Origin of the sequence: Massilia aurea (genome assembly GCF_024753205.1) — a bacterium.
Classification (GTDB): Bacteria; Pseudomonadota; Gammaproteobacteria; order Burkholderiales; family Burkholderiaceae_D; genus Telluria; species Telluria aurea.
In genome coordinates this window covers 171,652-196,033 of sequence record NZ_JANUGZ010000004.1, presented here as the reverse complement: position 1 = coordinate 196,033, position 24,382 = coordinate 171,652, and the positions used below count along the sequence as shown (strand labels likewise).

Here is a 24,382-nt window from a genome sequence, read left to right as displayed (position 1 = left end):
CGGCGCGAAGGAGTGAAAGCGTGCATCATTGTTTGGTCGCTCCTGGCGAATCGGCTTCATCCAGCGGCAACTCAAGCACAGGGACTGGTGCCGGGGCTTCGGCAGTGGTCTCAGTGGTCAAGTTTTTTTGTTTCTCGGCGACGTCGAGGCGGATTTCCTTCGCCTGCAAGGCGGCGGCGCTGCTCGCTTGCTGTGGCTCGGCGAAAGCCGACTGGGCGAGCAAGGCCATTGCACTTGCCAAATACTGGTATTTCTTCATGTCAACTTCTCTTTATTGGTACGTGATAAAATAAAATTGCTTAAAATCATTAAACATCAAGCAACTATTTTATGTTAGTTGCAATATTCAGGTGTTCGAGAATAGAAGTAAGACCCGTCTGAATAACTGATAGCTGCATCGAAAGGGATTGCATGCGCTTTAACGGGCTCAACCTGAACCTGCTGGTCGTGCTGGATGCACTTCTGGATGAAAAGAAGATCATCGGTGCGGCGCTGAGGTTGTCCACCAGCCCATCCGCCATCAGCGGGATGCTGGCAAAATTGCGCGTGTATTTCGGCGACCAGTTGCTGGTGCCAACCGGCCGCACGATGGCATTGACACCGCTGGGCCAGGAGTTACAGGAACCGGTGCGAGCATTGCTGCTACGGATCCAGGCGACGGTGGCGCACCGCCCCACTCTCGACATTGCGAATGAAAAGCGCACGTTTCGCATTACGGTCTCGGATTACGCGGTGCAGCTGTTGATTGCGCCGCTGATGCGCCGCCTGCAGGCAGTAGCGCCGTTCATCAGCATTGAATTACGCCCGCAGATCGAAAACGTTCACCAGTTCTTGCGTAATGGCGAAACCGATTTATCGATCATGCCGGCCGAATTTATCGATCCCGAACAACCGCATGAACACTTGTTCGAAGACACCTTCAGATGCATCGTCTGGAATGGCAATACGGCTGTCGGAGAAGAACTTGACTTGGACACGTTTTTGCAAAGCGGCCATGCCGTCGTGCGCCTGGGCCAGCCAAGCGTACCGTCCTTGGCAGAGAGCCACCTCGACGCTCTTGGCCTCACGCGCCGCATCTGCATCACGACGCACGATTTCACGTCGCTGATCCCGATGATCGTTAATACTCAGATGATCGCCATCACGCAGACCAGGCTGGCTCTCGATATGCAGGAGCGGTTGCCGGTCCGTGTACTTGCGCCGCCGGTGCCTCTGCCTGCCTTGCGGATGTCGATGCAGTGGCACCGCTACCAGAACAATGACCTGGGGCATCGATGGCTACGAGAGCAGTTAATGGAAGTGGCGCGGGGACTCGACTTGCCGGGGTAATTGCTGCTGCGGTGACAATGGCTTGAAGTTGCGAGCGAAGAGCTTGGAACATTCAAAGCTGGAAGGTGTTATCGATCGAAGAATGTATTAGTTGTCAGCCGCGCGCAATGTAATGTTCGGATGATCAGCAAATACCTGCATCACCAGATCAAAGTACGTTGGCCCGCCCTGCCCAAGGCGCGCAAGTGCCGCGTGAATCGGGCCCGGTTTGAACACCTGCGGATGCTCGAGCTTTGCGAGATAGTAAGCACGGGTTGCCTCGACGCCCAGAGCACTACGGCTGCTGTCCATCTGCTCCCAGACGACGATTGCCGGGGCCTTGCCGCGCAGTACCCCATAGCCACCGTATAGCATGTCATCCAGTCCATCCAGGCTGGCACCAAGCCGCCAATCCTCGCCCACCATGAAGACGCGGTTGATCTCGTCATAAAACGAGGCGATATCGCGGATGCTGGCGCCGTCGATCGTCAGGATGTGCGGCGCCGACGCGGTATCAACGCTTGTGGCATGGGTCATGGTCATCGAATCCCCGATCAAACATCCTACATGTGTCCAGATCAGCCGGATTCAATCGTGTGTTCAAAAGCGGCTCAACCCCCGCATCGCACACCGCAAGAAACCCACCGCACAAACGTCGCGCCACCGCCTCAGTAGTAGTACGCAGAACGCTACCGCTTGAATACTGAGACGCCCTTTTAAGGGGGCCAGCCCCAAGCAAGGCTGATTTGTTTGGGCTATACTTACCCAACTCCTATACAAGAGTTACCCCCAGTTTCGATGGACGCCAGGGATATTGACTGGCCCGCCTGACTCTCCTGTCAACGCGTTATATCCTTGTTTGCCAGCCCATGATGCCGCCCCGATCGAGACCCGGTCGCAGCGATGCATCGGCCTTGCTATTGCGTCGTTTGCCGAGGCTTGTTGCGGTTGATTGCCGCGACAGATCCCGACAACCCGTTCTCTAATGGCGCCTCCGGTTACTTACGGAATGCGCCACTACCGAGCCGTCGAATTTTTAAATCAGATGTTGCATGCCAGGCCATCGCACACATTTTTTCAGGTGATACTCGTATGCGCAACTCGCTATTAGTCGTCCTTTCTTGCTTCATCGTTGCTTCGTGCTCGAAAGCGCCCGCTCCATCCAATGACAAGCCAGTTGACGTTGTCCTGATCGGTGCCGGTGTCATGAGCGCCACGCTCGGTACGATGCTCAAGGAACTCGATCCGGAACTGACGATCCAGATGTACGAACGCATGGACTCGGTTTCGGCCGAAAGTTCGGATGCCATGAACAATGCCGGCACCGGTCACTCCGGTTTCGCCGAGCTGAACTACACGCCGGAAATGCCGGACGGTACCATCGACACCAAGAAGGCGGTCGACATCAACGAGCAGTTCGAAGTGTCGAAGCAGTTCTGGGCTTACCAGGTGCAAAAGCAGTATCTGGGCGCGCCGCAGACCTTCATCAACAATGTGCCGCACATGGCCTTTGTCTGGGGCGACGACAACATCAACTTCCTGCGCAAGCGCTACGCCGCACTGCAGAAGGAAAACCTGTTCAAGGGCATGCTGTATAGCGAAGACCAGGCAGAAATCCGCAAGTGGGCGCCGCTGGTCATGAATGGCCGCGACGCAGCACAGAAAGTGGCTGCTACCCGCATGGAAATCGGTACCGACGTGAACTTCGGCGCCCTGACCCGCAGCATGGTCAAGCACCTCACCGGCACCCACGGGATGACGCTGAACCTGCGTACCCAGGTCGAAGACATCAAGCGCGGCGAAAACGGTCTGTGGAACGTCACCGTCAAGAACCTGGCGGACAACAAGGTCTCGACCGTGAGCACGAAATTCGTGTTCATCGGCGCTGGCGGCGGCGCACTGCCACTACTGGAAAAGACGGGCATTCCTGAAGCCAAGGGCTTCGGCGGCGTGCCGGTCGGTGGCCAGTGGCTCGTGACCACCAACCAGGCGCTGGTCGAGGCGCACAACGCCAAGGTGTATGGCAAGGCATCGGTCGGTTCGCCGCCAATGTCGGTTCCTCACCTGGACACCCGCGTGATCGACGGCAAGAAAGCCCTGCTGTTTGGCCCGTTCGCGACGTTCTCGACCAAGTTCCTGAAAAACGGTTCGTGGATCGACATGCCAGCCTCGGTCAACACCGGCAATGTGCGTCCGATGGTACAAGCCGGTATCGACAACATCCCGCTGACCAAGTACCTGGTCGAACAAGTGATGCAGTCGCAGGAAGACCGCGTGGCAACCCTGCGTGAATACCTGCCGGAAGCCAAGAAGGAAGACTGGAAATTGGTCAACGCAGGTCAGCGCGTGCAGATCGTCAAGGACGATCCGGCCAAGGGCGGCCTGCTGCAGTTCGGTACCGAAGTCGTGGCATCGAACGACGGTTCGGTCACTGCCCTGCTGGGCGCGTCGCCAGGCGCCTCGACCGCTGCGCCGATCATGCTGAAAGTGATTGCAGCATCGGCGTTCAAGGACAAGCTGGCCACGCCAGAGTGGCAAGCCAAGATGAAGGAAATGATCCCTTCGTACGGTCGTAAGCTCAACGGTGATGCAGCGTATGCCAACCAGATCCGTCAGCAGAGCAGCGCTGTCCTGGGCCTGAAAGCCTTCACGCTCGACGTGACGGCCGCATCGCAAGAGTAAGCAAGACCGTCGTAATAACCACAAAGGCCCCGGTGCTTCACAGCGCCGGGGCCTTTGTCGTTGTAGGGTGCAGACTGCGTTATTTGCGTGAACGCAGGGCTTCGAGCTCGGCCCGCAGCGCGCTGCGCTCGGTGCGCGAGGTGTCGAGTTTGGTCTGCAAATCCTTCAGCTCGGCCATCAGGTTGTCGCGCTCGGTCGTGGCGCCAATCAGGTCCATCTGGGCCTGCAGGCGCGCATCCGACTCGGCTGCCGTGGCCGTCACATTGCGTTCGAGCTGCTGGCGCAGATCGACCAGTTGCGCATCCTTGCCGTCGATGGCCAGCTGGTCCTTGGCCTTGCCGACCAGCGCGTCGGTGGCGATCTGGCGTGCGTTGCGCAGCTCGGCCGTCAGGCGCTGGATTTCTTCGTCGCGTTCTTCTGCCATCGATTGGGCATGGTCGCGCGCGGCCTGGGCTTCGTCCAGATCGGCCTGCAGCGCCAGCTTCTCGCTGTCAGCGGTTGCCAGCGCGTCGCGCAGACCGGCGCCGGCGTCGTGTGCATACTGTTGGGCCCAGGCACTCAGCTCAGCGAGCAGGGCTGGGGGCATCTCGGCCTTCGGTGGGGCGGCCATGGCAGTGGTCATTGCGTGTCAAATCGTTGGGTGAAGAGACGTTTATCATACGTGATTGTTTCCAATGGGAATTAAATCATCCGCCAAATAGCGCTGATGTGTTGCGTCGTTGCTGCTGCAAAATGCTGTCCATACAGGGGTACGGTTGAGTATTCAGACTTATCCACAGGTTTATCCCCACCGGGTCGGCAGCGCCCCATCACGCCATCACGGCCAGCAATTCCAGCTTGAGCTCCCTCAAGCCTTCCGGCGCATAGATCGAGATCGACTGCGCCTTGAGCATGCGCTCGAACATCGGCCCTTTCGATTCGAGGCTGAAGTAGCAGGTCTCGGGCCGCACGGGGATGGCTGCCGGCGGCTGCGGCGAATACTGCAGGCGCACGCCGGGCAGCGCCGAGAGCACGAACTTCTCGACGTCGTCCGGCGCGCCCACCTTGAAGCGCAGCGGCACGATCTCGATCAGTTCGAGCGCCGCGATGTCGGCCGATACCGCGATATAGAACGTGGTGTCGTCGTCGATCTTGCCGGAGTCGAGCATCCCGATGTGGTACGACGGGCGCACCTCGTTGAGCACGATGCCGAAGTACTTGGCCGAGATCACCGTGTCGAGCAGTTCGCGGATGATCATGTGCAGCTTCGCGAAGGCCGGGCCGGGATCGCCGTGCTGGTAGGCCGGCAGGTCGGCCAGGGTCCAGTTCTTCGAAAACGTCATCAAACCGCCGGCCACGTCCAGCAGCGACTGGAACAGGCGCTCCGGATGCAACGCCGGATGATGAAAGTGATGCGTCAGCGCCGCGTAGGCTGAACTGGCCGTGTGCAGCAGCCAGAACGACGACATGTCGCCCGAGCGGAATTCGATCACGTTGCGGGTCGGCTCGCGGTGGTGGCCATACAGCGCGCCGACCTTGGCCTGCAGCGCGTCGAGCAGGCGCCGCAAACCCTGGAACAGCACCGGTGACGCGCCCACCGACAGGGCTGGCGGCACCAGGGCCGGATCGGGCTCGAAGCCGCCGGTGGGCGTGCGTCGCACGCGCAGCAGTGGAAAGTGGATGTAGGCGTCGCGCGGCTCGAACTCGGCCACCAGGCGCAGCGCGCGCCGCAGATAGGCCAGCTGCACCGGCGCGGCCTGTGTGAACAGGTCGGGCGCTTCCAGGTTCGCCTGCATGAAGCGCGCCGCGCTGTCGGCCGAGGTTGCGGCCTGTCCCGGCTGCACGAAGTTGGCATTGAAGGGTTTGAGGCCCGGCAGCGCCGCGTAATAAGTCACTGCCTGCACCGTTTGCGCCAGCGTGCTGAGGTCGATCGTGGCGGGCAGCTCGTCGCTGCCGGGCGCCTCGTACAGCTCGCCATCCTGGAAGCGCAGCGCCAGCCCGGTCACGCGCAGCATGCTGCTGGCCAGCGCCTCGCGGTCGATCTCGCACAGCTCCACGCCCCAGGCATATGGATGGACCGCCTTGACGCTCTTGAACAGGCAGTGCTCGTGGTACGCATCCTGGCGCTGGAAGTGCTGGGGGCGCAGCAGCAGGCCTTCGCCCCAGAGAACTTTGCTCGTCATGGTGCCGTCTTCCCAGTTGTTATGGCCGGAAAGAAACAATAACGACGACGTAGAGTTGCCCACGTGAAGTTCATCAACGTTTGGCGACGAACCGCATGGCAACATGCGATTGGTTTTCATCACGCAACATTCCGCACGCCCTCCCTCTGCTCCACCGCGAAGGAACGCTCCATGAAGGGATACACGCCGGATCTGTTCGACCGTCTGCTCGGCCAGCCGGTACGCCAGGGCGTTGTCGTCGTGCGCCTGAATGTCGACGGATTGAAGGACGCGGTGGCGCGCGACCTCGAAGCGCTCCTGAACACGCGCTCGATCATCCAGGAGGGCGAACTTGCCGGCTACACCGAATGCAAGACATCGATGGTCGACTACGGCCTGTGCGATTTCGCCGACCGCTCGCTGTCGAGCCCTTCGGACCGGGCCCACATCTGCGCCTGCATCGAAGCGGCCATCACGCGCCATGAGCCGCGCCTGACCGGTGTGAAGGCGCAGCTGGCGCTGCGCGACGAGGCGGCCGGCCCGTCGATCAATCGCCTGAGCTTTTCGATCACGGCGGTGCTGGTGGGGAGCGTGTCGCAAGAGCCGGTCAACTTCGACGCCGTGCTGCAGCCCTCTACACTCCAGTACAGCATCCGCAAGGCCGGCCGCGCGGCAGCAACAATGGCAACAGCAGCGTCGCCGGTGAAGGAGACCTGAGATGGACCAGCTCCTGCCCTATTACGAAAGCGAACTGGCCTACCTGCGCCACAACCTGCGCGAATTTGCCGAACGCTATCCGCGCGTCGCCGGGCGCCTGTTGATCAGCGGTGAGGTCTGCGAAGACCCGCACACCGAACGCATGATCCAGTCGTTCGCGTTTCTCAACGCGCGCATCGCCCGGCGCCTCGACGACGATTATCCCGAGTTCACCGAAGCGCTGTTCGGCGTGCTCTACCCGCACTATCTGCGCCCTTTTCCATCGTGCTCGATCGCGCAGCTCGGCCCCGCCATCACCGCCAGCACCACCAACACCGACGCCGCCACCGGCGCCGCTGCCGTCCAGCAGACGAGCGTGACGACGATCGGGCGCGGCGCCGCATTCAACACGCGGCCCGTGCGCGGCGTGGAATGCACGTTTCGCACCGTGTATCCGGTGACGGTCGCGCCGCTGGCCATCACGCGCGCGGCGTTCTCTCCGATCATCGGCGCGCCCGACACGGTGCGCTTGCCGGCCGGCGCCACGGCCAGCATCAGCGTGCGCGTGGCCATCACCTGCGACGGGCGCGGACTCGATGCGCTGGCGCTGCCGGCGCTGCCGGCGCTGCGCCTGTTCCTCGATGGCGACCCGTCGCTGTGCGCGGCGCTGCGCGACGCGCTGCTGGTGCGCACGGTGGCCGCCTATGTGCAGGCCGATGGCGGGCACTGGATCGCGCTGCCGGCGCTGCCGGTACGCAGCGCCGGCTTTGGCGACGACGAGGCGCTGATCGATTTCCCGGCGCGCTCGCATGCGGCGTATCGCCTGCTCACCGAGTACTTCTGCTTTCCCGAGAAATTCAACTTCGTCGATCTCGACCTGGCCATGCTGACGGCCGCCCTGCCCCGTGGCACGCGCGCGCTGACGGTGCACCTGGCATTGGCCGGCATTCGCAGCGACTCGAACCTGGCGCGCATGCTGGGGACCCTCTCGACCAACAACCTGCTCACCGGCTGCACGCCGGTGATCAACCTGTTCCCCCAGCGCGGCGAACCGATCCAGCTGACCCACGCCAAGGCCAATTACCCGGTGCTGGCCGACGGGCGCCGCGCCTATGGCTACGAGGTCAATGCGATCAACGACGTCAATATGGTGCGCCAGACGGCGCAAGGCGAAACGATCATCAAGTTCCAGCCGTTCTACTCGCTCAAGCATGCGCAGACGCCGCAGCACAATGGGCACTACTGGGCCATGGCGCGCGATGAAGCGCTGGCCGAACGCAGCCCCGGCTTCGAGACGCAGATCACGATCGTCGACATCGATTTCGACCCGGCCAAGGTCGAAAAGACCACGCTCAATCTCGAACTGACCTGTACCAACCGCGACCTGCCATCGCTGCTGCCGTACGGCCAGCCAGGGGGCGACCTGTTCACGGAAGGCGGCTCGGGCACGCGCGCCATCACGTTCCTGCGCAAGCCAACGCGCACCTGGCGCTTCGCGCGCGGCCGCAGCGCGCAGTGGCGCCTGATTTCGCTGCTGTCGCTGAACCACCTGTCGCTGGCCGATGGCGGCGTCGACGCGTTTCGCGAAATGCTGGCGCTGCACGACGTGCCCCGTTCGGCCGCCTCGACGCGCCAGATCGGCGGCATCCTCGCGATTGCCTACACGCCCACCAGCGCCTGGTTGTCCGGCAATCCCTTCAATTGCCTGGTGCGCGGGATCGAGGTGCGGCTCAGTATCGACGAAGAAGCGTTTGTCGGCAGCGGCATCCACCTCTTCGCCCACGTCATCGAACGCTTCCTGGCGTTGTACGTGCACGCCAACAGCTTTACCCAGCTGGTGATCGTGTCCCATCAATCGTCCGAGGAACTGCTGCGATGCGCACCCCGAAGCGGCGATCTGAGTCTGCTGTAATCGAGCAGCTGTTCCGCGAGCCGTGGCGCTTTGATTTTTTCCAGGCGGTGCAGGTGCTCGAGTTGTGGCTGCGGCGCCGCGGCAAGCCGGCGCATGGGCTGGTGGCCGACATGCTGCGCTTCCAGAACTCGGTGTCGCTGGGTTTTCCGGCCAGCCAGCTCGAAAGCATCCATGCCGATGTGCGCGACCTGTCGATCGGCATGCCGTTCGCGCTGCCGATCGACGCCGCAGCGCTGGCCGACGCCGTGCAGGAAGGCACGCTGCGCCACGTGCACCTGACGCCGGCCTTCATGGGTCTGCTGGGCAGCAACGGCGTGCTGCCGGCGCATTACACCGAGCGCATCGCCGCGCACCAGGCGTACCACAAGAACGAGGAAGAAGACGACGGCCCGCGTGCCTTTCTGGATGCGTTCTCGAACCGCTCGCTGGCGCTGTTCTACGAAGCCTGGCGCAAGTACCGCCTGCCTTTGAAGTACCAGCTCGATGGCCAGGATGCCTTCCTGCCCCTGTTGATGAGCCTTGCCGGGCTGGGTGACGCGGCGCTGCGGCGGCGTTTGAGCGACGTGGGCGACGGCGCCGTGCTGGATGAATCGATCGGCTATTTTGCGGCGTCGGTCCGGCACCGGCCGGTGTCGGCCGTGCAGCTCGCGCGCGTGCTGTCCGAGTATTTCGGCCAGCCGATCGTGGCCGAACAATTCATCGGCGCCTGGTACGACATCCCGGCCGCGCAGCAATCGATGCTGGGCTACGACAGCGCCGTTCTCGGTACCCGCGCGCTGGCCGGTGCGCGCGTCTGGCAGCGCACGCTGCGCCTGCGCCTGATCGTCGGGCCGCTCGCGTATGCGGGCTTCCAGGCCTTTCTGCCGGGCGGGCTTGCCGCGCGCGCGCTCAAGAGTGTGCTGGCGCTGTTTACCGGCGTCGCCCTCGAATACGAAGTCGAGCTGGCGCTGCGCGCGGCCGACGTTCACAACACCACGCTGGACGCCGCCAGCCCGGGCCGGCTGGGCTGGGACGCCTTTCTGGTGCTCGATGCGCCGCCGTGCGACCGGCACGATGTGCGCTACGACCTGCACGCCACGCCAGCCCCGGTCGTCAAGACAGCGTCCGCTACGTCGCAGCCGTTTGTTAGGTGACAAACGCACCCCGTGCATCCCGATGGCGTATCCTGACGGCTGTGGGGCATCACGCCTCGATGGACTGGAGTGGTGATGAGCGAACAGATCATCTCGGCGATCAAGCTGGGCGGCCAGCAGCTGGCGGCCGTCGTGACGCTGGCGGGACCGGAACGCTACGAGTATTTCATCCGGCGCGCGGCCGAGGCGCGCGAAGTGTGGGGCCTGTACCAAGACGGCTGGGCGCTGGCCAAAACGGACGACGGCACCCTCGTGTTTCCGATGTGGCCGGCCAACGAGTACGCCACGCTGTGCGCCGAATTCGAATGGGACGGCTACGACGCGCAGGCGTTCTCGCTGGAAGAACTGATCGAAGAACTGCTGCCGCAGCTCGAAGAAGACAGCGTCTTGCCGGGCGTGTTCTATACGCCGGGCGACAAGGGCATCACGCCCACCGTGGCGCAGCTGATTGGCGACCTCGAGGACGAACTGCGCCGCAACTGACTGGCCCGGCAGGGCGCCGGCGTCACAGGCCCGCCAGCAGCGCCTCGACCACGTCGAGCTGCACCGGTTTGGTCAGGTGGTGGTCAAACCCGGCTTCGTTCGAGCGCTGCCGATCGCTCTCGGCGCCCCAGCCGGTCAGCGCTACCAGCACGATGTCTTCCAGGCCCGGCGTGGCGCGGATTGCGCGCGCTGTCTCGTAGCCGCTCATGCCCGGCATGCCGATGTCCAGAAACGCCACGCGCGGGCCGAACGACTGCGCGACGGCCAGCGCCTCGTAGCCGTCGTGCGCCACCTTCGCCGTGTAGCCCGACATCTCCAGGATCATCGACAGCGTCACGGCTGCATCGACGTTGTCGTCTACCACCAGCACCTTCAGGCCACCCGCCGCGTTATCAAGCGCCGGCGCAGGTTCGCCTGCCGCCGGCCCGGCCTGTACTGCCTCGGCGGCCAATGGCAGGCGCACCGTGAAGATGCTGCCGGCATTGGCGCCGGCGCTGGTGGCGGCAACCGAGCCGCCATGCATCTCCACCAGGCGCCGCACCAGCGACAGGCCGATGCCCAGCCCGCCCTGCGAGCGGTCGACCGTGCGGCCGATCTGGCTGAACATCTCGAATACGCCGGCCAGCGCATCCGCCGCGATGCCCACGCCGCTGTCGCGCACCGTGATCACGGCGTCAAGGCCATCGCGCTGCGCCGACAGGGCGATCTGCCCGCCCGGTGGCGTGTACTTGGCCGCGTTGTTGAGCAGGTTGGCCACAACCTGCGCGATGCGGGTGGCGTCGGCGTCGACCGGCAGGGCCGCATGGGGCACATCGAGCGTGAATGCATGCTTGCCTGCCTCGATCAGCGGCATGCTCGTTTCGACCGCGCTGGCCAGGATGGCGGCCAGGTCAGTGCGCTGGCGCTTGAGTTCCAGCTTGCCGCCGCTGATACGCGCAATGTCGAGCAGGTCGTCGATCAGGTGCACCATGTGGCCGACCTGGCGCTCCATCATGTCGCGCACCTTTGCCATGGCTGCCGGATTGTCGCCGCTCATGCGCATGACCGACAGGCCGTTCCTGATCGGCGCCAGCGGGTTGCGCAGCTCGTGCGCCAGCGTGGCCAGAAATTCGGTCTTGCGGCGGTCGGCCTCGGCCAGGTCGTCGGCCAGGCGCCGCAGCGTCGATTCGGACTGCTTGCGCGCCGAGATGTCGTTGAACAGCAGTCCCACCTTGCGGCTGTCCGCACCGCCAATGCGGGTTGCGTAGACATCGAACCAGCGACCCATGGCCGGCGCCTCGTTCTCGAAGCGTACCGGTTCGCCCGTGAGCGCCACGCGGCCATAGGTGTCGAACCAGAAGTCGTCGAGCCCCGGCAGCATCTCGCGCGCGGTGCGGCCCACGGCGTCTTTCAGGCCGGTGTGCGCCTGGAAGGTCGGGTTCATCTCGAGAAAGCGGTAGTCGACGGGCCGGTTCGCGTCGTCAAACAGCATCTCGAAAATGCAGAAGCCTTCGTCGACCGAGTCGAACAGGGTGCGGTAGCGCTCTTCGCTGGCGCGCAGCTGCTCGACCACCCGTTTGCTTTCGATGTTCGCGGCCTGCAGCTGGTGCAGCAGCTGTTCGCGCTCCTCGCTGGCGTTGCGCTGCTGCGTGATGTCGCGCGAGATCACGAGCAGGTGAGCGCGCAGGCCGTCGCCGCTGGCGGTGCGGGTGACCATCACGTCCCACCACTTGGGCGTGCCTTTGGCGGTCGGGCAGGCGGCAACGAGATGGCCGGTGCCGCCTGCGCGCGCCGTCTCCAGCGCCGCGTGCACGGCGTCGTGGGATTCGGCCGGCCAGAACGCCATCCAGGGCTGGCCATGCAGCAGATCGGCATCGTCGATCTCCATCACGCTGCGACCATTGCAGTTCATCGCGAGGATGGCGCCATCGATGTCGAGCAGTTTCACGCAGTCGGGAATGGCTTCGAACAATGCCCAGCCGAAGGAAACGGCGTCCTGTGCCGGCATGGTGTCGCGGGGTTCCTGCATGTATGACCTTCCGGCTATGTCTCCGGACACGGAGAACGTTAAAACAATTTCAACAGGAAATTTTACCCAGATCGCCGCAAACTTGCAGTAATGATGCATACGTCGTGCATCCGGGATGGGCGTATTTCCCCTCATGTCATCAAACTGTGACCAAACTGTCACGCCGGCGTCATCTTGCCTCACTACTATTCACGGGCTTTCCCTTATCCCCACACAAATACAGGATCCATCCCGTGAACAAGCCGACCGATCTCGCCCGCCATGGCATCGACCATGACGATATCGACCTGAATACTTCGTCGAACGAGCAATTCAGCACTGTCATGAACGCCCGCCTGAGCCGCCGCAACATGCTGCGCGGCGGCGCCGCCACGGCCGCCACCGCGCTGCTGAGCACCTTCGGCCTGACCGCGTGCGGCGGCTCGGATGATGATCCTGTCGCGACGGCCCCGGCACCAGTAGGCAACACGCCGCCGCCGCCGCCGGTCGAAAAGTTGCTCGGCTTCACCGCTGTCGGCAAGAGCCTGGCCGATACCGTCGTCGTCCCGGCCGGCTATACCGCCAGCGTGATCTATGCGCTGGGCGACCCGCTCGCGGTCGGCACCCCTGCCTACAAGAACGACGGCACCGACACCGATTTCGAGAACCGCGCTGGCGACCACCACGACGGCATGGAATTCTTCTCGCTGTCCGCCGACGGCGCCGTCTCGACCACCGGCGTCACGCGCGGCCTGCTGGCCATGAACCACGAAGCGACCACCAACGAAGGCCTGGCCTCGTTCTTCGTGCACGCCAATGGCGGCACTAACACGCTGCCGCGCCCGGCGCTGGAAGTCGACAAGGAGATGGCGCTGCACGGCCTGTCCATCGTTGAAGTGCGCACCACCAACGGCAAGTGGGAATACCTGCAGAATTCGAACTTCAACCGCCGCGTGCACCAGCAGACCGAGGTCCAGATCTCGGGCCCGGTGCGCGGCAATGCACTGGTCAAGACCAAGTACTCGCCGGACGGCACCAAGTTCCGCGGCACGCTCAACAACTGCGGCACCGGCCGCACCCCGTGGAACACCTATCTGTCGGGCGAAGAAAACTGGGCCGGCTACTTCACCCGCTCGGCCACCGACAACGTGGCACGCGGCGACAAGAGCGTCGCATCGCTCAATCGCTACGGCGTGGCGCAGGGCGCGGCCTCGCGTCACGGCTGGGAGACCGGCGGCACGGACGACAAGTACGCACGCTGGAACATCAGCAAGAAGGGCACGTCGGTCGACGGCAGCGATGACTATCGCAATGAACTCAACGGCGAAGGCTACATCGTCGAGATGGATGCCTACGACAAGACCCGTCCACTGAAAAAGCGCACCGCGCTGGGCCGCTTCGCCCACGAGAGCGCCGCCTTCGGCCGCCTGCTGGCCGGCACGCCGCTGGCCATCTACATGGGTGACGATTCGCGCGGCGAGTACATCTACAAATTCGTCTCGACCGCCCCGTGGAATCCGGCCGATGCCGTTGCCGCCGACCGTATCGCCACCGGCGACAAATACCTCGACAGCGGCAAGCTGTATGTGGCCAAATTCAACGCCGACGGCAAGGGCAGCTGGATCGAACTGAATATCGCCAATGCCGCGATTGCCGGCTACGCCACCTACAAGTTTGCCGACCAGGCCGACGTGTTCGTCAACGCCCGCCTGGCGGCCGATGCTGTCGGCGCGACCAAGATGGACCGCCCTGAATGGTGCTCGGTCAACCCGGCCAACGGCGAGATCTACTACACGCTGACCAACAACAGCAACCGCCGCGCCGAGCCAAGCGGCTCGAGCCAGGTCGGCGTGGACGCGGCCAATCCGCGCGCCTACACCGACATGAAGGGCACCACCGCCCAGCCGGGCAACCCGAACGGCCACATCATCCGCATGAAGGAAGACGCGGCCGGTTCGACCGCCACCACCTTCAGCTGGGACGTGTACCTGTTCGGCGCCGAAGCGGCGGCCGCTGCGAGCACGATCAACCTGTCGGGCCTCTCGGCGGACCAGGACTTCTCGAGCCCGGACGGCATGTCCTTCACCGTCTCGACCGGCATCTGCTGGTTCCAGACCGACGATGGCGCCTACACCGACGTCACCAACTGCATGATGCTGGCCGGCCTGCCAGGCACTGTCGGCGACGGCAAGAAGGTCACCGTGCCAAACGCGAAGGCCGACGGCTCGGTCGTGAACATCGACACCTACGTTGGCAAGGCTGCCACGCCGGACACGCTCAAGCGCTTCCTGGTGGGCCCGAAAGGCTGCGAGCTGACCGGCATCGCCGAAACGCCGGACGGCAAGGCGCTGTTCGTCAACATCCAGCACCCGGGCGAAACCACGGCTGCTGCCAATCTGGGCGACCCGACCAAGTACACGAGCCAGTGGCCAGCCAACGCCGGCTACGGCGCAGGCAAGCGTCCGCGTTCGGCAACGCTGGTCATCACCAAGAACGACGGTGGCCGCATCGGTTCGTGATCGCCTGATCTGAGGTGTGCCTGACCTGAGGGGCCGGCTGCTTGCGCAGCCGGCCTTTTTTTGTTGTGGCGCCTGCTCGCATGATTCAAGGCGGCGCAAGCGGCAGCAGCGCCTTGCTGGCAGCCTTGAGCAGCGCGGCGCCCATGCGTTCGAGGCGCGGGGGCTGGATGCGCCAGGCGTGCCAGTACAGCGGCACGTCGTGCGCGATGGCAGGTGACAGGTCGACCAGGTCGCCGGCCTGCAGCAGCGCCGCACACTGCTCGTGCGGCAGCATGCCGTAGCCCAGTCCGAGGCGCACCGCCTCCGCGAACGCATCGCTGGACGGCACGTAGTGAAACGGGTATGCGCCGTCCGGCAGGCCGAATTGCGTGAGCAGGAACGACGACTGCATCGCATCCTTGCGATCGAAGACCATCAGCGGCGCGACCTGCGCGGTGGCGCGCGTGATCCCGGCCGGGAACCAGCGCTGCGCGAACGCGGGCGAGGCCACCAGCCGGTAGCGCATCACGCCGAGCAGGCTCGCGCTGCAGCCGCGCATCGGTTTCGGCTCGCCCGAAATGCAGGCCACTGCGTGGCCGCCCTCGAGCAGCGAGAACGTGTGGCCCTGGTTGTCGAGGATGAATTCGACCAGCAGCTGCTCGTCGATCAGGATGGGCGCCAGCACCGGCAGCAGCCAGGTTGCCAGCGTGTCGTTGTTGACGGCCAGCGTCACGCGCGCCGGGCCCGGGTCGCCCGTCATCTCGGCCAGGAACTCCGATTCGAGCAGCGTGGAGCGGCGCAGGTATTGCAGCAGCCGGGCGCCGGGTGCGGTCGGGCGGCAGGGCCGGCTGCGCACCAGCAGGGGCGTGCCCATGTCGTGCTCCAGTGCCGAGATGCGCTGCGAGACGGCCGACGGTGTGATCCTGAGCTGGGCGGCGGCGGCTTCCAGGCTGCCGGCATCGATGGCGGCGAGGAAGGCGGCGCTGCGGCGAGGGTCGAGCTTCATGATTAGCGCTTCTTACGTGGCCTGAATAATCATGAATATAATTGAAGTGGAGTCTGTGGGCTGGAATAGTGGCGGCTTTCGCGCGAAAGGCTGCCATGTTCTCGCAACAGATCTATCTTCAGGGGCTGGGCCTGGGCGCTGGTCTCATCATCGGCATCGGCGCGCAGAACGCGCACGTGCTGCGCACCGCAGTGCGGGGGCGGCACGTGCTGCCGACAGTCGCCACCTGCATCATCGTCGATGCGATCCTGATCGCGGCGGGCACCAGTGGCCTGGGCGCGCTGATCGAAGCGTCGCCGGTCCTGATGCCGCTGGCCCGCTACGGCGGCGCGGCATTCCTGGTCTGGTATGGCCTGCGCTGCTGGTCGAGCAGCTGGCGTGGCGGCGCGACCTTGTCCGGCGACGCAGCTGCGCAGGCGCAGACGCTGGGCGCGGCGCTGGCGACGGTGCTGGCGCTGTCGCTGCTCAATCCGCACGTGTATCTGGACACCGTGGTGCTGCTGGGGGCGGTCGGCAGCAGCCTGGCGGCGAGCGAGCGCAGTTCGTTTGCGCTGGGGGCGATCACGGCGTCGGCGTTGTGGTTCTCGGCGATTGGGCTGGGCGCGCGGCGCTTCGCGTCGACGCTGGCGCGGCCTCGGGTGTGGCGCGTGATCGAGGCGCTGACGGGCGCCGTGATGCTGGTGCTGGCGGTGCTGCTCGTGCTCGACGCGTGAGGCTGCAAAAAAAGTGGATGGACAGGGTGCATGGCGGTGTAAAGTTGCATTTTGTCCATCCAATTTTCGAGGAGCTGGCTTGAACCGCAAGAACCGTTTGGCACTGAAACTGATGGCCCTGTGCATGGCCACCGTGGGCTGGTCCGGCGTACACGCCGCCGACGTCATCATCAGCGCCGAGCGGCTGCTGGACGTGAAAACCGGGCGCATGATCGACAAGCCCGAGATCCTGGTACGCGATGGTAAAGTCGTCAGCATCGGGCGTGCGGGTGGCGCAAGTGGTGCAGGTGGTGCAGTCGCCGCTGGCGAAGCCCCCACGCGCATCGACCTGCCCGGCATGACGCTGCTGCCCGGCCTGATCGATATGCACGTCCACCTCGATTCCGACCCTACCTACGGCGGCTACAGCAACCTCGAATATAACGACCGCTTCTGGTCGGCGCTGGCCGTGGTCCATGCGGGCAAGACGCTCGACGCGGGCTTTACCACCGTGCGCAATCTCGGCTCGGCCGACTGGAACGACGTCGGCCTGGGCCAGGCGATCGACGCCGGCAAGGTGCGCGGCCCGCGCATCATCCCCGCCGCCTGGTCGTTCGGCCCGACCGGCAGCCACTGCGACAGCACCTACTTCCCGCCATCGATGGACCAGAAAGGCCCTTATAACGCCGACGGTCCGGACGAAGTGCGCAAGTCGGTGCGCTCGCTGCGCAAGTACGGCGCCCAGGTCATCAAGGTGTGCGCCACGGGCGGCGTCTTCTCGCGCAACACCGAGCCGGGCCAGCAGCAAATGAACCTCGCCGAACTGCGCGCGGCCGTCGAAGAAGCGCACCAGTGGGGCCTGCAGGTCGCCGCCCACGCGCACGGCGCCGCCGGCATCAAGGACGCCATCCGCGCCGGCGTGAACACGATCGAACACGCCAGCCTGATCGACGACGAAGGCATCGCCCTGGCCAAGAAGCACGGCGCGTGGCTGTCGATGGACATCTACAACGGCAGCTACACGGCGCTTGAGGGCAAGAAGAACGGCGTGCTGGAAGACAATCTGCGCAAGGACCGCGAAGTAACGGAACTGCAGCGCCAGAACTTCAAGCGCGCGCATGCGGCCGGCGTGAAAATGGTCTTCGGCACCGACGCCGGCGTCCATCCGCACGGTGGCAATGGCAAGCAGTTCGCCGTCATGGTCCAGTACGGCATGACGCCACTCCAGGCAATCCAGAGCGCCACTATCAACGCCGCCGAAGCACTGGCACGCAAAGACGTCGGCATCATCGAACCCGGCCGCTACGCCGACCTGGTCGCCGTCGAAGGCGACCCAACCGTCAACGTCCGCCTGCTGGAAGCCCCCGCCGTCGTCATCCAGAACGGCCTCATCGTCAAACGCCTCACCCCATAAAAATGAGGGTCAGTGTAGAATTAATGAGCAATAGCCCAACATCAAGCCAGTAAATGTTGCAGCGTCAACAGTATTGAATCACTTGAATATGTGCCAGCTTTAATTAGGGTCAGAGTCGAATTAATTTTCAATTTATTTTCAAAAATTGACAAACAATTCGACTCTGACCCTAATTGTTTTCTTTGAATTTTATACCATCAGGAATGATTTAATTTCCTGATTTAAATTAGTATCTTACAGGCATAGTTTTAAGCCGCATTACCCCATTAAACAATGAGGGTCAGAGTAGAATTAATGAGCAATTGATCCAATTTCCGTTCGGCGTGGCTTCAAACGCGAGCTCGGCTTTATGTCTTGCAAATCAATTGGGGTCAGAGTCGAATTAATAAGAAATTGATTAACTGAAGTTGTCAGAAAATTCGACTCTGACCCTCATTGTTTGTTTTTAGGAGAAGAAATGAAAGCAATTGTTTATACGCAGAATGGGCTGCCGATCGATGATCCGAAGGCGCTTGTCGAGATGGAATTGGCGATGCCGGAGCCGGGGCCGCATGATGTGGTGGTCGAGGTGCGTGCGGTGTCGGTCAATCCGGTCGATACCAAGATTCGCCTTGGCGTGGCGGTGACTGAGCCGCGCGTGCTCGGGTGGGATGCCAGTGGTGTCGTGCAGTCGGTTGGTGAAAGTGTCACGCTGTTCGCGCCGGGCGATGAGGTGTTTTATGCCGGATCGCTTATTCGCCCCGGCTCCAACAGCCAGTTCCAGGCGGTCGATGAGCGCATCGTTGGCAAGAAGCCCGGTACGCTCGGCTTCGCCGAAGCGGCTGCTCTGCCCCTGACGTCGATCACGGCCTGGGAGCTGCTGTTCGACCGCCTGCGCGTGCCCGAAGGCGGCGGAGCTGGCAAGTCGCTGCTGGTCATCGGCGCGGCCGGCGGTGTTGGCTCGATCCTGATTCAGCTCGCGCGCCAGCTCACGGGCCTCACCGTCATCGGCAGCGCGTCGCGCGATGCCACGCGCGAATGGGTCACCAAACTGGGTGCGCACCATACCGTCGACCATACGCGCCCGATGCAGCCGCAGCTGGCCGACCTGGGCTTCGATCAGGTCGACATCGTCATCAGCCTGACCCACACCGATCATCACTACGCCGACATCATCGAGGCCCTCGCGCCGCAGGGCCAGCTGGCGCTGATCGACGATCCGGCCACGCTCGACGCGGTGCCGCTCAAGCGCAAATCGATCTCGCTGCACTGGGAGCTGATGTTCACGCGCTCGCTGTTCGGCACACCCGACATGGTGCGCCAGCACGAGCTGCTGAACCGCGTGGCCGACATGGTCGACGAGGGCCGCCTGACGACGACCCTGGGCGAGCACTTCGGCCCGATCACGGCCGACAACCTGCGCCGCGCGCATGCGCTGATCGAAAGCGGCAAGGCGATCGGAAAAATCGTCCTCGAAAACTTCTGACGCCGGAATCGCTTACCATCGTGGGATTGAAAAATCCCACGATCACCCAGCGAAAGCGAAAGGAACACCATGGACATTCTGTCGGCCGCCAAGAAGCGCCATACTGCTAAAGCCTACGATAGCGGGCGTCGCATCCCCGAAGAAGTGATGCAGCAAGTGTATGACCTGCTGCGTAACAGCGCGTCGTCGGTCAATTCGCAGCCATGGCACTTCATCGTCGCCAACACGCCTGATGGCCGTGCACGGATCGCCAAGGCGACTCAGGGCGGCTACGTCTACAACGCCGGCAAGGTCAACGATGCGTCACACGTGATCGTGCTGTGCTCCCGCGTCGACATGGACGAAGCACACATGGACGCGCTGCTGGAGCAGGAAGAGCGCGACGGGCGCTTCCGCGACGCGCAGGCGCGCGCCGGCCAGGAAGCCACCCGCCGCGGCTATGTCAACCAGCACCGCTACGGCACCAAGGACGTGGCCCAGTGGCTCGAGAAGCAGGTGTATCTGGCGCTGGGCACCGCGCTGGTCGGCGCAGCCACGCTGGAGATCGATGCGACGCCGATGGAAGGCTTCGACCAGAAGATCCTCGACGCTGAATTCGGCCTGAACGAGAAAGGCTTGACCAGCCTGGTGCTGGTGAGCTTCGGTTACTCCTCGCCAGCCGACTTCAATGCGGGCTTGCCGAAGTCGCGCCTGACGCAGGAAGCGACGTTCACCTTCATCGATTGATGCGAGCGTAAGACTGGCCCACTTCGGTGGGCCTTTTTTTTGTCTTGCGTCGCCCCTGCGTGCGCTGCGGCCTGTGCACCAATCACTGTGGTGATGGCGACGCTGTCTTGGTCTCCGGCACATCCCCCTGGCAGTTTGCGTTTTTGATGACCATCTTTTTGTAGATATCGAGTGGGGGCATATTCAGGGCGGCGCGGCGTGCTTCGACTTTCTCGCGATCGTCCAGCCGATCGAACTCTATATTGCACGGCTGCTCTGGCAGCGACATCAGCTGGGTGCCATACAGCTGCGGCCTGCGCTCGGCCAGCGCGACACGGTCGGACAGATAGGCAAAGTTGCGCCCTACCGGTTCGCCACGCTTTGCAGCGATCTTCTCGAGCAAGGCCAACGTCTGCTTCTGGAATGCCCTGTCGTGATCGGCGTGCTGCACCAGCAGCCAGGCATCGCGCTCGGCGCGCTCGCCGTGCTTTTCGGTGTCAGGAAAACCGCACTGTGCAAACAGGACTTTCAGACGCGCCGTGTTGGCACGGTCGATCACGGCCATGTGCGCCCCGATTTTCTGCTGGGCCGGGGTGTTGATCTTGCTGAAGTCGAGCCGGGAGCGCATGGCCTGGTCGGCGCTGACCATCGTGCGCAGTTCCTTCGTGTAGTCCTCGCAGGCCGCCTGCGCCGCGACGCAAGGCAGCATGGCAGCCACCGCGATGCCCAGCGCCTTCAAAAAATTCTGCATCCGTATCCTTGATGGCAGTAATCACCAGACCAGTGTAAGACCGCTACCTGGCGAGGTCTACGCATCCTGCATGATTTGCTGCTGTCTTCTTCCTGACCAGTCATGCTGAAACAGCTCAAGAGGCGACGTTCACGTTCTTTTGATCAGTGCTGCGCCATCGCAAGCGGATGACAGCATCTTTTCCATGAACACGGACGCGATGCCGATCCCGCTGCGATGCGCGTACACCTCGTCGCGCACCCGCATGAATCCGGCGCGCTCATAGAACGCCACCGCATTGAGCGACGCCGACAGGAACAGGCGCTGCACGCCGCGCCCCTGCGCCAGTCCTTCGAGCCAGCGCAGCAAGTCCAGCGCGATCCCGCGTCCCTGATGCCTTGGTTCGACAAAGACAGCATCGACTTCGCCGCTGGCCAGGTCGAGCACCGCGAATCCTGCCAGCGCGCCGTCTTCTTCCGCTACCACGGCGCTCCCCAGATTCACCAGCTCCGCCAATGACGCCGGCGGCGCGCTGGCGGACCAGGTCTCGATCACGGTCGCTGGATAGTGCGCCGCGCAACGGGCCCGCACGGCCCGCGTGCGCAGCGGCCACAAGGCCGCAAGATCGGCTGCGGTGGCCGCACGGCATATCAGCATGACCCACTCCCGATGCATTGGTGACAGCACATCGTACACGCGCCCGTACCTAACGAAACCTGCGCAGAAACCGTGCGCCCGCATCCCCGTCACAGGCATATGCTGGCGCTGCATTCGTCGAGTCACCTTCACCGGAGTCGCCCATGAAACGCACACCTGCTTTGGCCGCCCTGCTGCTGGCCATATCCGCCAGCGCCGCCGCCCACCACGGCTGGAGCGAGTACGACGCCACCCGCCCGCAGCAGCTGACCGGAACCATCAAGGAATCGGGTTACCGCCAGCCTCACGGCTACGTCCGCCTCAAGACACCGGACAAAACCTGGCTCGTCGTACTGGCGCCACCCAGCCGGATGGAAAACCGTGGCCTGGCCAGGGACATGCTGGCCGTCGGCGGCACCGTCACCGTCGTCGGTTATCCCAACCGCACCAAGTCCGCCGAACTGCGCGCCGAACGCATCACGGTGGGCGACAAGGTGACGGAGCTGCGCTGAGCGCCGCGCACGCGGCAGCGGCGGAGGCGGCGTGGCTCGCAGCGACCTCGCCGGCGCAAGCCCTGCGCGACGGCGCCTGGTTGTACCCGCTCGTCGAGATCGTCCACATCGTGGGCTTCACGGTGCTGGTCGGCGCGGTGGCCATGTTCGACCTGCGCCTGCTCGGCGTTGGGCGTGCGCGGCCGGCTGAGACGCTGCCCGTGCAGGCGCTGGCGCGCCACCTGCTACCCTGGTCGTGGGCCGCGCTGCTGCTGATCGTGCCCAGTGGCGTGCTGCTGTTCTCGACCCAGCCCGAGCTGCTGGATAACCGGGCTTTCCTGCTCAAGCTGGCGCTGATCGTTGCGGCGGGCGGCAATGCGCTGGCGTTTCACGTCGGACCGTGGCGCACGGCCGCACGCTGGCCTGCCAGAGCGCCGCTACGCGCCCGGCTGCACGCGGCGCTGTCGCTGCTGCTCTGGATCGGCGTTATCGCCTGCGGGCGGCTACTGGCCTATGTGTAGCAAGCCTCTCGAACAACCACCCGGGCTTCGTGCTACAGTCTCCTGCCGCTTTCCTCCCGACCCGCCATGCTGAAACAGCTCACCACCTTTGCCATCGCCGCCTTCATCGTCGCCAGCAGCGTCCACGCTGCGCCGCCGGTCTACGGCTTCGTTGTCAAGAACACCTACCCCCACGATCCGCAAGCGTTCACGCAGGGTCTGTCCTACCGCGACGGCTACCTGTACGAAAGCACGGGCCAGATCGGCCACTCGACGATCCGCAAGGTCGAAATCAAGACGGGCAAGGTGGTGCAGAAGGCCGATCTGCCGGCCAACGTGTTCGGCGAAGGCTCCACCGCAGTGGGCAATACCCTGGTCGGCCTGACCTGGCAGTCGCAGGTCGGCTACGTGTTCGACCTCAAGACCTTCAAGCTCAAACAGCAATTCAAGTACGAGGGCGAAGGCTGGGGCCTGGCGGGCGATGCGAAGCAGCTGTACATGAGCGACGGCAGCGCTGCCATCCGCATCCTCGATCCGAAGACGATGAAGGAGCTGCGCCGCATCCAGGTCACGGCCGAGGGCCAGCCGGTGCCACGCCTGAACGAGCTCGAATTCGTGAACGGCGAGCTGTATTCGAATGTCTGGGGGACAGACCTCATCCTGCGCATCGATCCCGACAGCGGCAAGGTCCTTGGCCTGATCGACCTGACTGGCCTGCTGCCGCCGGAAGCGCGCGGCACCACATCCGTCGACGCCGTCCTGAACGGCATCGCCTGGGACGAAAAAGGCAAGCGCCTGTTCGTCACCGGCAAGCTGTGGCCCAAGCTGTTTGAAATCGAGCTGGTGCCACGCCTGCGCCGCTGATTACGTGGCTTTGGTCACATCGATCACGACCTTGCCGAAGTGCGCACCGGATTCCAGATAGCGGTACGCGTCCTGCGCCTGGTCGAACGGGAACACGCGATCGATCACCGGCTTGACACCGCTGGCGTCGACGAAGCGCATCACGTCCTCCAGCATCGCCCGGCTGCCCACGTGCACGCCCACCAGGCGCTTGGCGCTGGCCAGCAGCGTCGCCGGATTGACTTCACCGCCAAAGCCGCTCACGCCGCCAATGATGGCCACCGTGCCGCCCATTGCCACCGCCGCCACTGACCGGTTCACCGTGCCCTGGCCACCCACCTCCAGTACCACCTGCGCGCCCACGCCATGGGTCAGGTGCAGCACTTCGTCCTGCCACTCGGGGATCGTGGTGTAGTTGATCGTGTGATGCGCGCCCAGTTCGCGTGCGCGTGCCAGCTTCTCGTCGCTCGACGACGTGACGATGGTGCGCAGGCCGGCGGCGCGCGCCAGTTGCAGGCCCAGGATCGACACGCCGCCCGTCCCCAGCAGCAGCACGGTGTCGCCGGGCTTGACGTGATTGCTCGAGACGAAGATGGCATTCCACGCGGTGACCGCTGCGCAGGGCATCGTGGCCGCCTCGATGAAGCTCAGGCCCGCCGGGACAATCGCCAGCGCATCCTCGTGCAGCACGACTTCTTCGGCCAGCATGCCGTCGATGTCGCCGCCCAGGCCATTGCGGATCTTGGCGGGCGTGGGTGCCCCCTCATGCCAGAACGGAAAGAACGAACCGGCCACGCGATCGCCCACCTGCACGCGCGTGACGCCCGGCCCGACGGCCAGCACTTCGCCGGCGCCGTCCGAGCAAGGGATGATCGGATCGTCGACCGAGACCAGGTAGTTACCGGATGCGACCATCAGGTCGCGATAGTTGAGGGAAACGGCGTGGACGCGAATGCGCACTTCGCCCAGGCCAAGGTCGCGCACTGGATACTCGATGGCTTGCAGGCCATCGATATTGGCGCCGTGAAGAATTTGGTATGCCCGCATGGGTACTCCTGTA

General features: G+C 63.8%; 23 protein-coding genes. 14 read left to right on the top strand and 9 right to left on the bottom strand.

Annotation, left to right across the window (positions count from 1 at the left end; translation table 11 throughout):
• Nucleotides 1-25 precede the first annotated feature (25 nt).
• Nucleotides 26-259 carry a hypothetical protein gene (locus NX775_RS15965; RefSeq protein ID WP_258836912.1) on the bottom strand — a complete coding sequence of 78 codons (234 nt, stop codon included), beginning with the start codon at nucleotides 257-259 and terminating at the stop codon, nucleotides 26-28.
• Between the two features lie 152 nt (nucleotides 260-411).
• Here NX775_RS15965 and NX775_RS15960 point away from each other — a divergent pair, with 152 nt between their 5' ends.
• The gene (locus NX775_RS15960) at nucleotides 412-1,329 is read left to right on the top strand and encodes a LysR family transcriptional regulator (RefSeq protein ID WP_258836911.1); all 918 of its coding nucleotides are present in this window, start codon (nucleotides 412-414) and stop codon (nucleotides 1,327-1,329) included.
• A gap of 87 nt (nucleotides 1,330-1,416) precedes the next feature.
• Here the strand turns inward: NX775_RS15960 and NX775_RS15955 are convergent, their stop codons facing one another.
• Nucleotides 1,417-1,851 (bottom strand): barstar family protein, encoded by a 435-nt coding sequence (locus NX775_RS15955; RefSeq protein WP_258836910.1) that lies wholly within the window; start codon nucleotides 1,849-1,851, stop codon nucleotides 1,417-1,419.
• A gap of 549 nt (nucleotides 1,852-2,400) precedes the next feature.
• On the opposite strand from NX775_RS15955, the gene mqo reads away from it, so the two are divergent.
• Complete coding sequence (gene mqo, locus NX775_RS15950; protein ID WP_258836909.1) at nucleotides 2,401-3,990, top strand: malate dehydrogenase (quinone); 1,590 nt, start codon at nucleotides 2,401-2,403, stop codon at nucleotides 3,988-3,990.
• A gap of 79 nt (nucleotides 3,991-4,069) precedes the next feature.
• Here the strand turns inward: mqo and NX775_RS15945 are convergent, their stop codons facing one another.
• Nucleotides 4,070-4,612 (bottom strand): hypothetical protein, encoded by a 543-nt coding sequence (locus NX775_RS15945; protein WP_258836908.1) that lies wholly within the window; start codon nucleotides 4,610-4,612, stop codon nucleotides 4,070-4,072.
• A 187-nt stretch (nucleotides 4,613-4,799) separates the two neighbouring features.
• Nucleotides 4,800-6,152 (bottom strand): type VI secretion system baseplate subunit TssK, encoded by a 1,353-nt coding sequence (gene tssK, locus NX775_RS15940; RefSeq protein WP_258836907.1) that lies wholly within the window; start codon nucleotides 6,150-6,152, stop codon nucleotides 4,800-4,802.
• 171 nt (nucleotides 6,153-6,323) lie between these two features.
• Here tssK and tssE point away from each other — a divergent pair, with 171 nt between their 5' ends.
• The 4 genes from tssE (at nucleotide 6,324) to NX775_RS15920 (ending at nucleotide 10,355) form a co-directional block, all read left to right on the top strand.
• The gene (gene tssE / locus NX775_RS15935) at nucleotides 6,324-6,848 is read left to right on the top strand and encodes a type VI secretion system baseplate subunit TssE (protein WP_258836906.1); all 525 of its coding nucleotides are present in this window, start codon (nucleotides 6,324-6,326) and stop codon (nucleotides 6,846-6,848) included.
• Nucleotide 6,849: 1 nt separating this feature from the next.
• Nucleotides 6,850-8,739, top strand: a complete 1,890-nt coding sequence (tssF, locus tag NX775_RS15930; RefSeq protein ID WP_258836905.1) for a type VI secretion system baseplate subunit TssF — start codon at nucleotides 6,850-6,852, stop codon at nucleotides 8,737-8,739.
• Nucleotides 8,703-9,872, top strand: coding sequence for a type VI secretion system baseplate subunit TssG (gene tssG, locus NX775_RS15925; RefSeq protein ID WP_258836904.1), 1,170 nt, complete (start codon nucleotides 8,703-8,705; stop codon nucleotides 9,870-9,872). Before tssF ends, tssG begins: the two co-directional genes overlap by 37 nt.
• A 75-nt stretch (nucleotides 9,873-9,947) precedes the next feature.
• Nucleotides 9,948-10,355 (top strand): DUF2750 domain-containing protein, encoded by a 408-nt coding sequence (locus tag NX775_RS15920; protein ID WP_183554928.1) that lies wholly within the window; start codon nucleotides 9,948-9,950, stop codon nucleotides 10,353-10,355.
• Nucleotides 10,356-10,377: 22 nt separating this feature from the next.
• Here NX775_RS15920 and NX775_RS15915 read toward each other — a convergent pair whose 3' ends face one another.
• On the bottom strand, nucleotides 10,378-12,363 hold the full coding sequence (locus NX775_RS15915) for a PAS domain-containing hybrid sensor histidine kinase/response regulator (protein ID WP_258836903.1): 1,986 nt from the start codon (nucleotides 12,361-12,363) through the stop codon (nucleotides 10,378-10,380).
• Nucleotides 12,364-12,596: 233 nt separating this feature from the next.
• Here NX775_RS15915 and NX775_RS15910 point away from each other — a divergent pair, with 233 nt between their 5' ends.
• Nucleotides 12,597-14,861: a PhoX family protein gene (locus NX775_RS15910; protein WP_258836902.1), complete on the top strand. Its 2,265-nt coding sequence runs from the start codon at nucleotides 12,597-12,599 to the stop codon at nucleotides 14,859-14,861.
• Nucleotides 14,862-14,946: 85 nt separating this feature from the next.
• On the opposite strand, the gene NX775_RS15905 is transcribed toward NX775_RS15910, so the two are convergent.
• The gene (locus tag NX775_RS15905) at nucleotides 14,947-15,846 is read right to left on the bottom strand and encodes a LysR family transcriptional regulator ArgP (RefSeq protein WP_258836901.1); all 900 of its coding nucleotides are present in this window, start codon (nucleotides 15,844-15,846) and stop codon (nucleotides 14,947-14,949) included.
• 95 nt (nucleotides 15,847-15,941) lie between these two features.
• Between NX775_RS15905 and NX775_RS15900 the strand changes: the two genes are divergently transcribed.
• The 4 genes from NX775_RS15900 to nfsB all read left to right on the top strand — a co-directional run bounded on the left by NX775_RS15900 (nucleotide 15,942) and on the right by nfsB (nucleotide 20,143).
• Nucleotides 15,942-16,559, top strand: coding sequence for a LysE/ArgO family amino acid transporter (locus NX775_RS15900; RefSeq protein ID WP_258836900.1), 618 nt, complete (start codon nucleotides 15,942-15,944; stop codon nucleotides 16,557-16,559).
• A 79-nt stretch (nucleotides 16,560-16,638) separates the two neighbouring features.
• The gene (locus NX775_RS15895) at nucleotides 16,639-17,952 is read left to right on the top strand and encodes a Xaa-Pro dipeptidase (RefSeq protein WP_307732274.1); all 1,314 of its coding nucleotides are present in this window, start codon (nucleotides 16,639-16,641) and stop codon (nucleotides 17,950-17,952) included.
• A gap of 457 nt (nucleotides 17,953-18,409) precedes the next feature.
• Nucleotides 18,410-19,417: a zinc-binding alcohol dehydrogenase family protein gene (locus tag NX775_RS15890; RefSeq protein ID WP_258836899.1), complete on the top strand. Its 1,008-nt coding sequence runs from the start codon at nucleotides 18,410-18,412 to the stop codon at nucleotides 19,415-19,417.
• A 69-nt stretch (nucleotides 19,418-19,486) separates the two neighbouring features.
• Complete coding sequence (gene nfsB / locus NX775_RS15885; protein ID WP_258836898.1) at nucleotides 19,487-20,143, top strand: oxygen-insensitive NAD(P)H nitroreductase; 657 nt, start codon at nucleotides 19,487-19,489, stop codon at nucleotides 20,141-20,143.
• 82 nt (nucleotides 20,144-20,225) lie between these two features.
• On the opposite strand, the gene NX775_RS15880 is transcribed toward nfsB, so the two are convergent.
• Nucleotides 20,226-20,873: a DUF6624 domain-containing protein gene (locus NX775_RS15880; RefSeq protein WP_258836897.1), complete on the bottom strand. Its 648-nt coding sequence runs from the start codon at nucleotides 20,871-20,873 to the stop codon at nucleotides 20,226-20,228.
• 129 nt (nucleotides 20,874-21,002) lie between these two features.
• Entirely contained in the window at nucleotides 21,003-21,509 is a 507-nt protein-coding gene (locus NX775_RS15875) for a GNAT family N-acetyltransferase (protein WP_258836896.1), read from the bottom strand.
• A gap of 143 nt (nucleotides 21,510-21,652) precedes the next feature.
• Here NX775_RS15875 and NX775_RS15870 point away from each other — a divergent pair, with 143 nt between their 5' ends.
• The 3 genes from NX775_RS15870 (at nucleotide 21,653) to NX775_RS15860 (ending at nucleotide 23,343) form a co-directional block, all read left to right on the top strand.
• Nucleotides 21,653-22,000 (top strand): DUF6152 family protein, encoded by a 348-nt coding sequence (locus NX775_RS15870; RefSeq protein ID WP_258836895.1) that lies wholly within the window; start codon nucleotides 21,653-21,655, stop codon nucleotides 21,998-22,000.
• Nucleotides 22,001-22,080: 80 nt separating this feature from the next.
• Nucleotides 22,081-22,500: a DUF6644 family protein gene (locus tag NX775_RS15865; RefSeq protein WP_258836894.1), complete on the top strand. Its 420-nt coding sequence runs from the start codon at nucleotides 22,081-22,083 to the stop codon at nucleotides 22,498-22,500.
• 66 nt (nucleotides 22,501-22,566) lie between these two features.
• Nucleotides 22,567-23,343 carry a glutaminyl-peptide cyclotransferase gene (locus NX775_RS15860; RefSeq protein ID WP_258836893.1) on the top strand — a complete coding sequence of 259 codons (777 nt, stop codon included), beginning with the start codon at nucleotides 22,567-22,569 and terminating at the stop codon, nucleotides 23,341-23,343.
• On the opposite strand, the gene NX775_RS15855 is transcribed toward NX775_RS15860, so the two are convergent.
• Complete coding sequence (locus NX775_RS15855; protein ID WP_258836892.1) at nucleotides 23,344-24,369, bottom strand: zinc-dependent alcohol dehydrogenase family protein; 1,026 nt, start codon at nucleotides 24,367-24,369, stop codon at nucleotides 23,344-23,346.
• Nucleotides 24,370-24,382: the final 13 nt, after the last annotated feature.

Coding starts and splice junctions, on each gene's coding strand:
- NX775_RS15880 (WP_258836897.1), bottom strand. CDS start 20,873: ATGCAGAATTTTTTGAAGGCGCTGGGCATCGCGGTGGCTGCCATGCTG.
- NX775_RS15905 (WP_258836901.1), bottom strand. CDS start 15,846: ATGAAGCTCGACCCTCGCCGCAGCGCCGCCTTCCTCGCCGCCATCGAT.
- NX775_RS15870 (WP_258836895.1), top strand. CDS start 21,653: ATGAAACGCACACCTGCTTTGGCCGCCCTGCTGCTGGCCATATCCGCC.
- NX775_RS15875 (WP_258836896.1), bottom strand. CDS start 21,509: ATGCTGATATGCCGTGCGGCCACCGCAGCCGATCTTGCGGCCTTGTGG.
- NX775_RS15915 (WP_258836903.1), bottom strand. CDS start 12,363: ATGCAGGAACCCCGCGACACCATGCCGGCACAGGACGCCGTTTCCTTC.
- NX775_RS15945 (WP_258836908.1), bottom strand. CDS start 4,612: ATGACCACTGCCATGGCCGCCCCACCGAAGGCCGAGATGCCCCCAGCC.
- NX775_RS15920 (WP_183554928.1), top strand. CDS start 9,948: ATGAGCGAACAGATCATCTCGGCGATCAAGCTGGGCGGCCAGCAGCTG.
- NX775_RS15960 (WP_258836911.1), top strand. CDS start 412: ATGCGCTTTAACGGGCTCAACCTGAACCTGCTGGTCGTGCTGGATGCA.
- tssG (WP_258836904.1), top strand. CDS start 8,703: ATGCGCACCCCGAAGCGGCGATCTGAGTCTGCTGTAATCGAGCAGCTG.
- nfsB (WP_258836898.1), top strand. CDS start 19,487: ATGGACATTCTGTCGGCCGCCAAGAAGCGCCATACTGCTAAAGCCTAC.
- NX775_RS15900 (WP_258836900.1), top strand. CDS start 15,942: ATGTTCTCGCAACAGATCTATCTTCAGGGGCTGGGCCTGGGCGCTGGT.
- NX775_RS15890 (WP_258836899.1), top strand. CDS start 18,410: ATGAAAGCAATTGTTTATACGCAGAATGGGCTGCCGATCGATGATCCG.
- NX775_RS15860 (WP_258836893.1), top strand. CDS start 22,567: ATGCTGAAACAGCTCACCACCTTTGCCATCGCCGCCTTCATCGTCGCC.
- NX775_RS15855 (WP_258836892.1), bottom strand. CDS start 24,369: ATGCGGGCATACCAAATTCTTCACGGCGCCAATATCGATGGCCTGCAA.
- mqo (WP_258836909.1), top strand. CDS start 2,401: ATGCGCAACTCGCTATTAGTCGTCCTTTCTTGCTTCATCGTTGCTTCG.
- NX775_RS15955 (WP_258836910.1), bottom strand. CDS start 1,851: ATGACCATGACCCATGCCACAAGCGTTGATACCGCGTCGGCGCCGCAC.
- tssE (WP_258836906.1), top strand. CDS start 6,324: ATGAAGGGATACACGCCGGATCTGTTCGACCGTCTGCTCGGCCAGCCG.
- tssK (WP_258836907.1), bottom strand. CDS start 6,152: ATGACGAGCAAAGTTCTCTGGGGCGAAGGCCTGCTGCTGCGCCCCCAG.
- tssF (WP_258836905.1), top strand. CDS start 6,850: ATGGACCAGCTCCTGCCCTATTACGAAAGCGAACTGGCCTACCTGCGC.
- NX775_RS15965 (WP_258836912.1), bottom strand. CDS start 259: ATGAAGAAATACCAGTATTTGGCAAGTGCAATGGCCTTGCTCGCCCAG.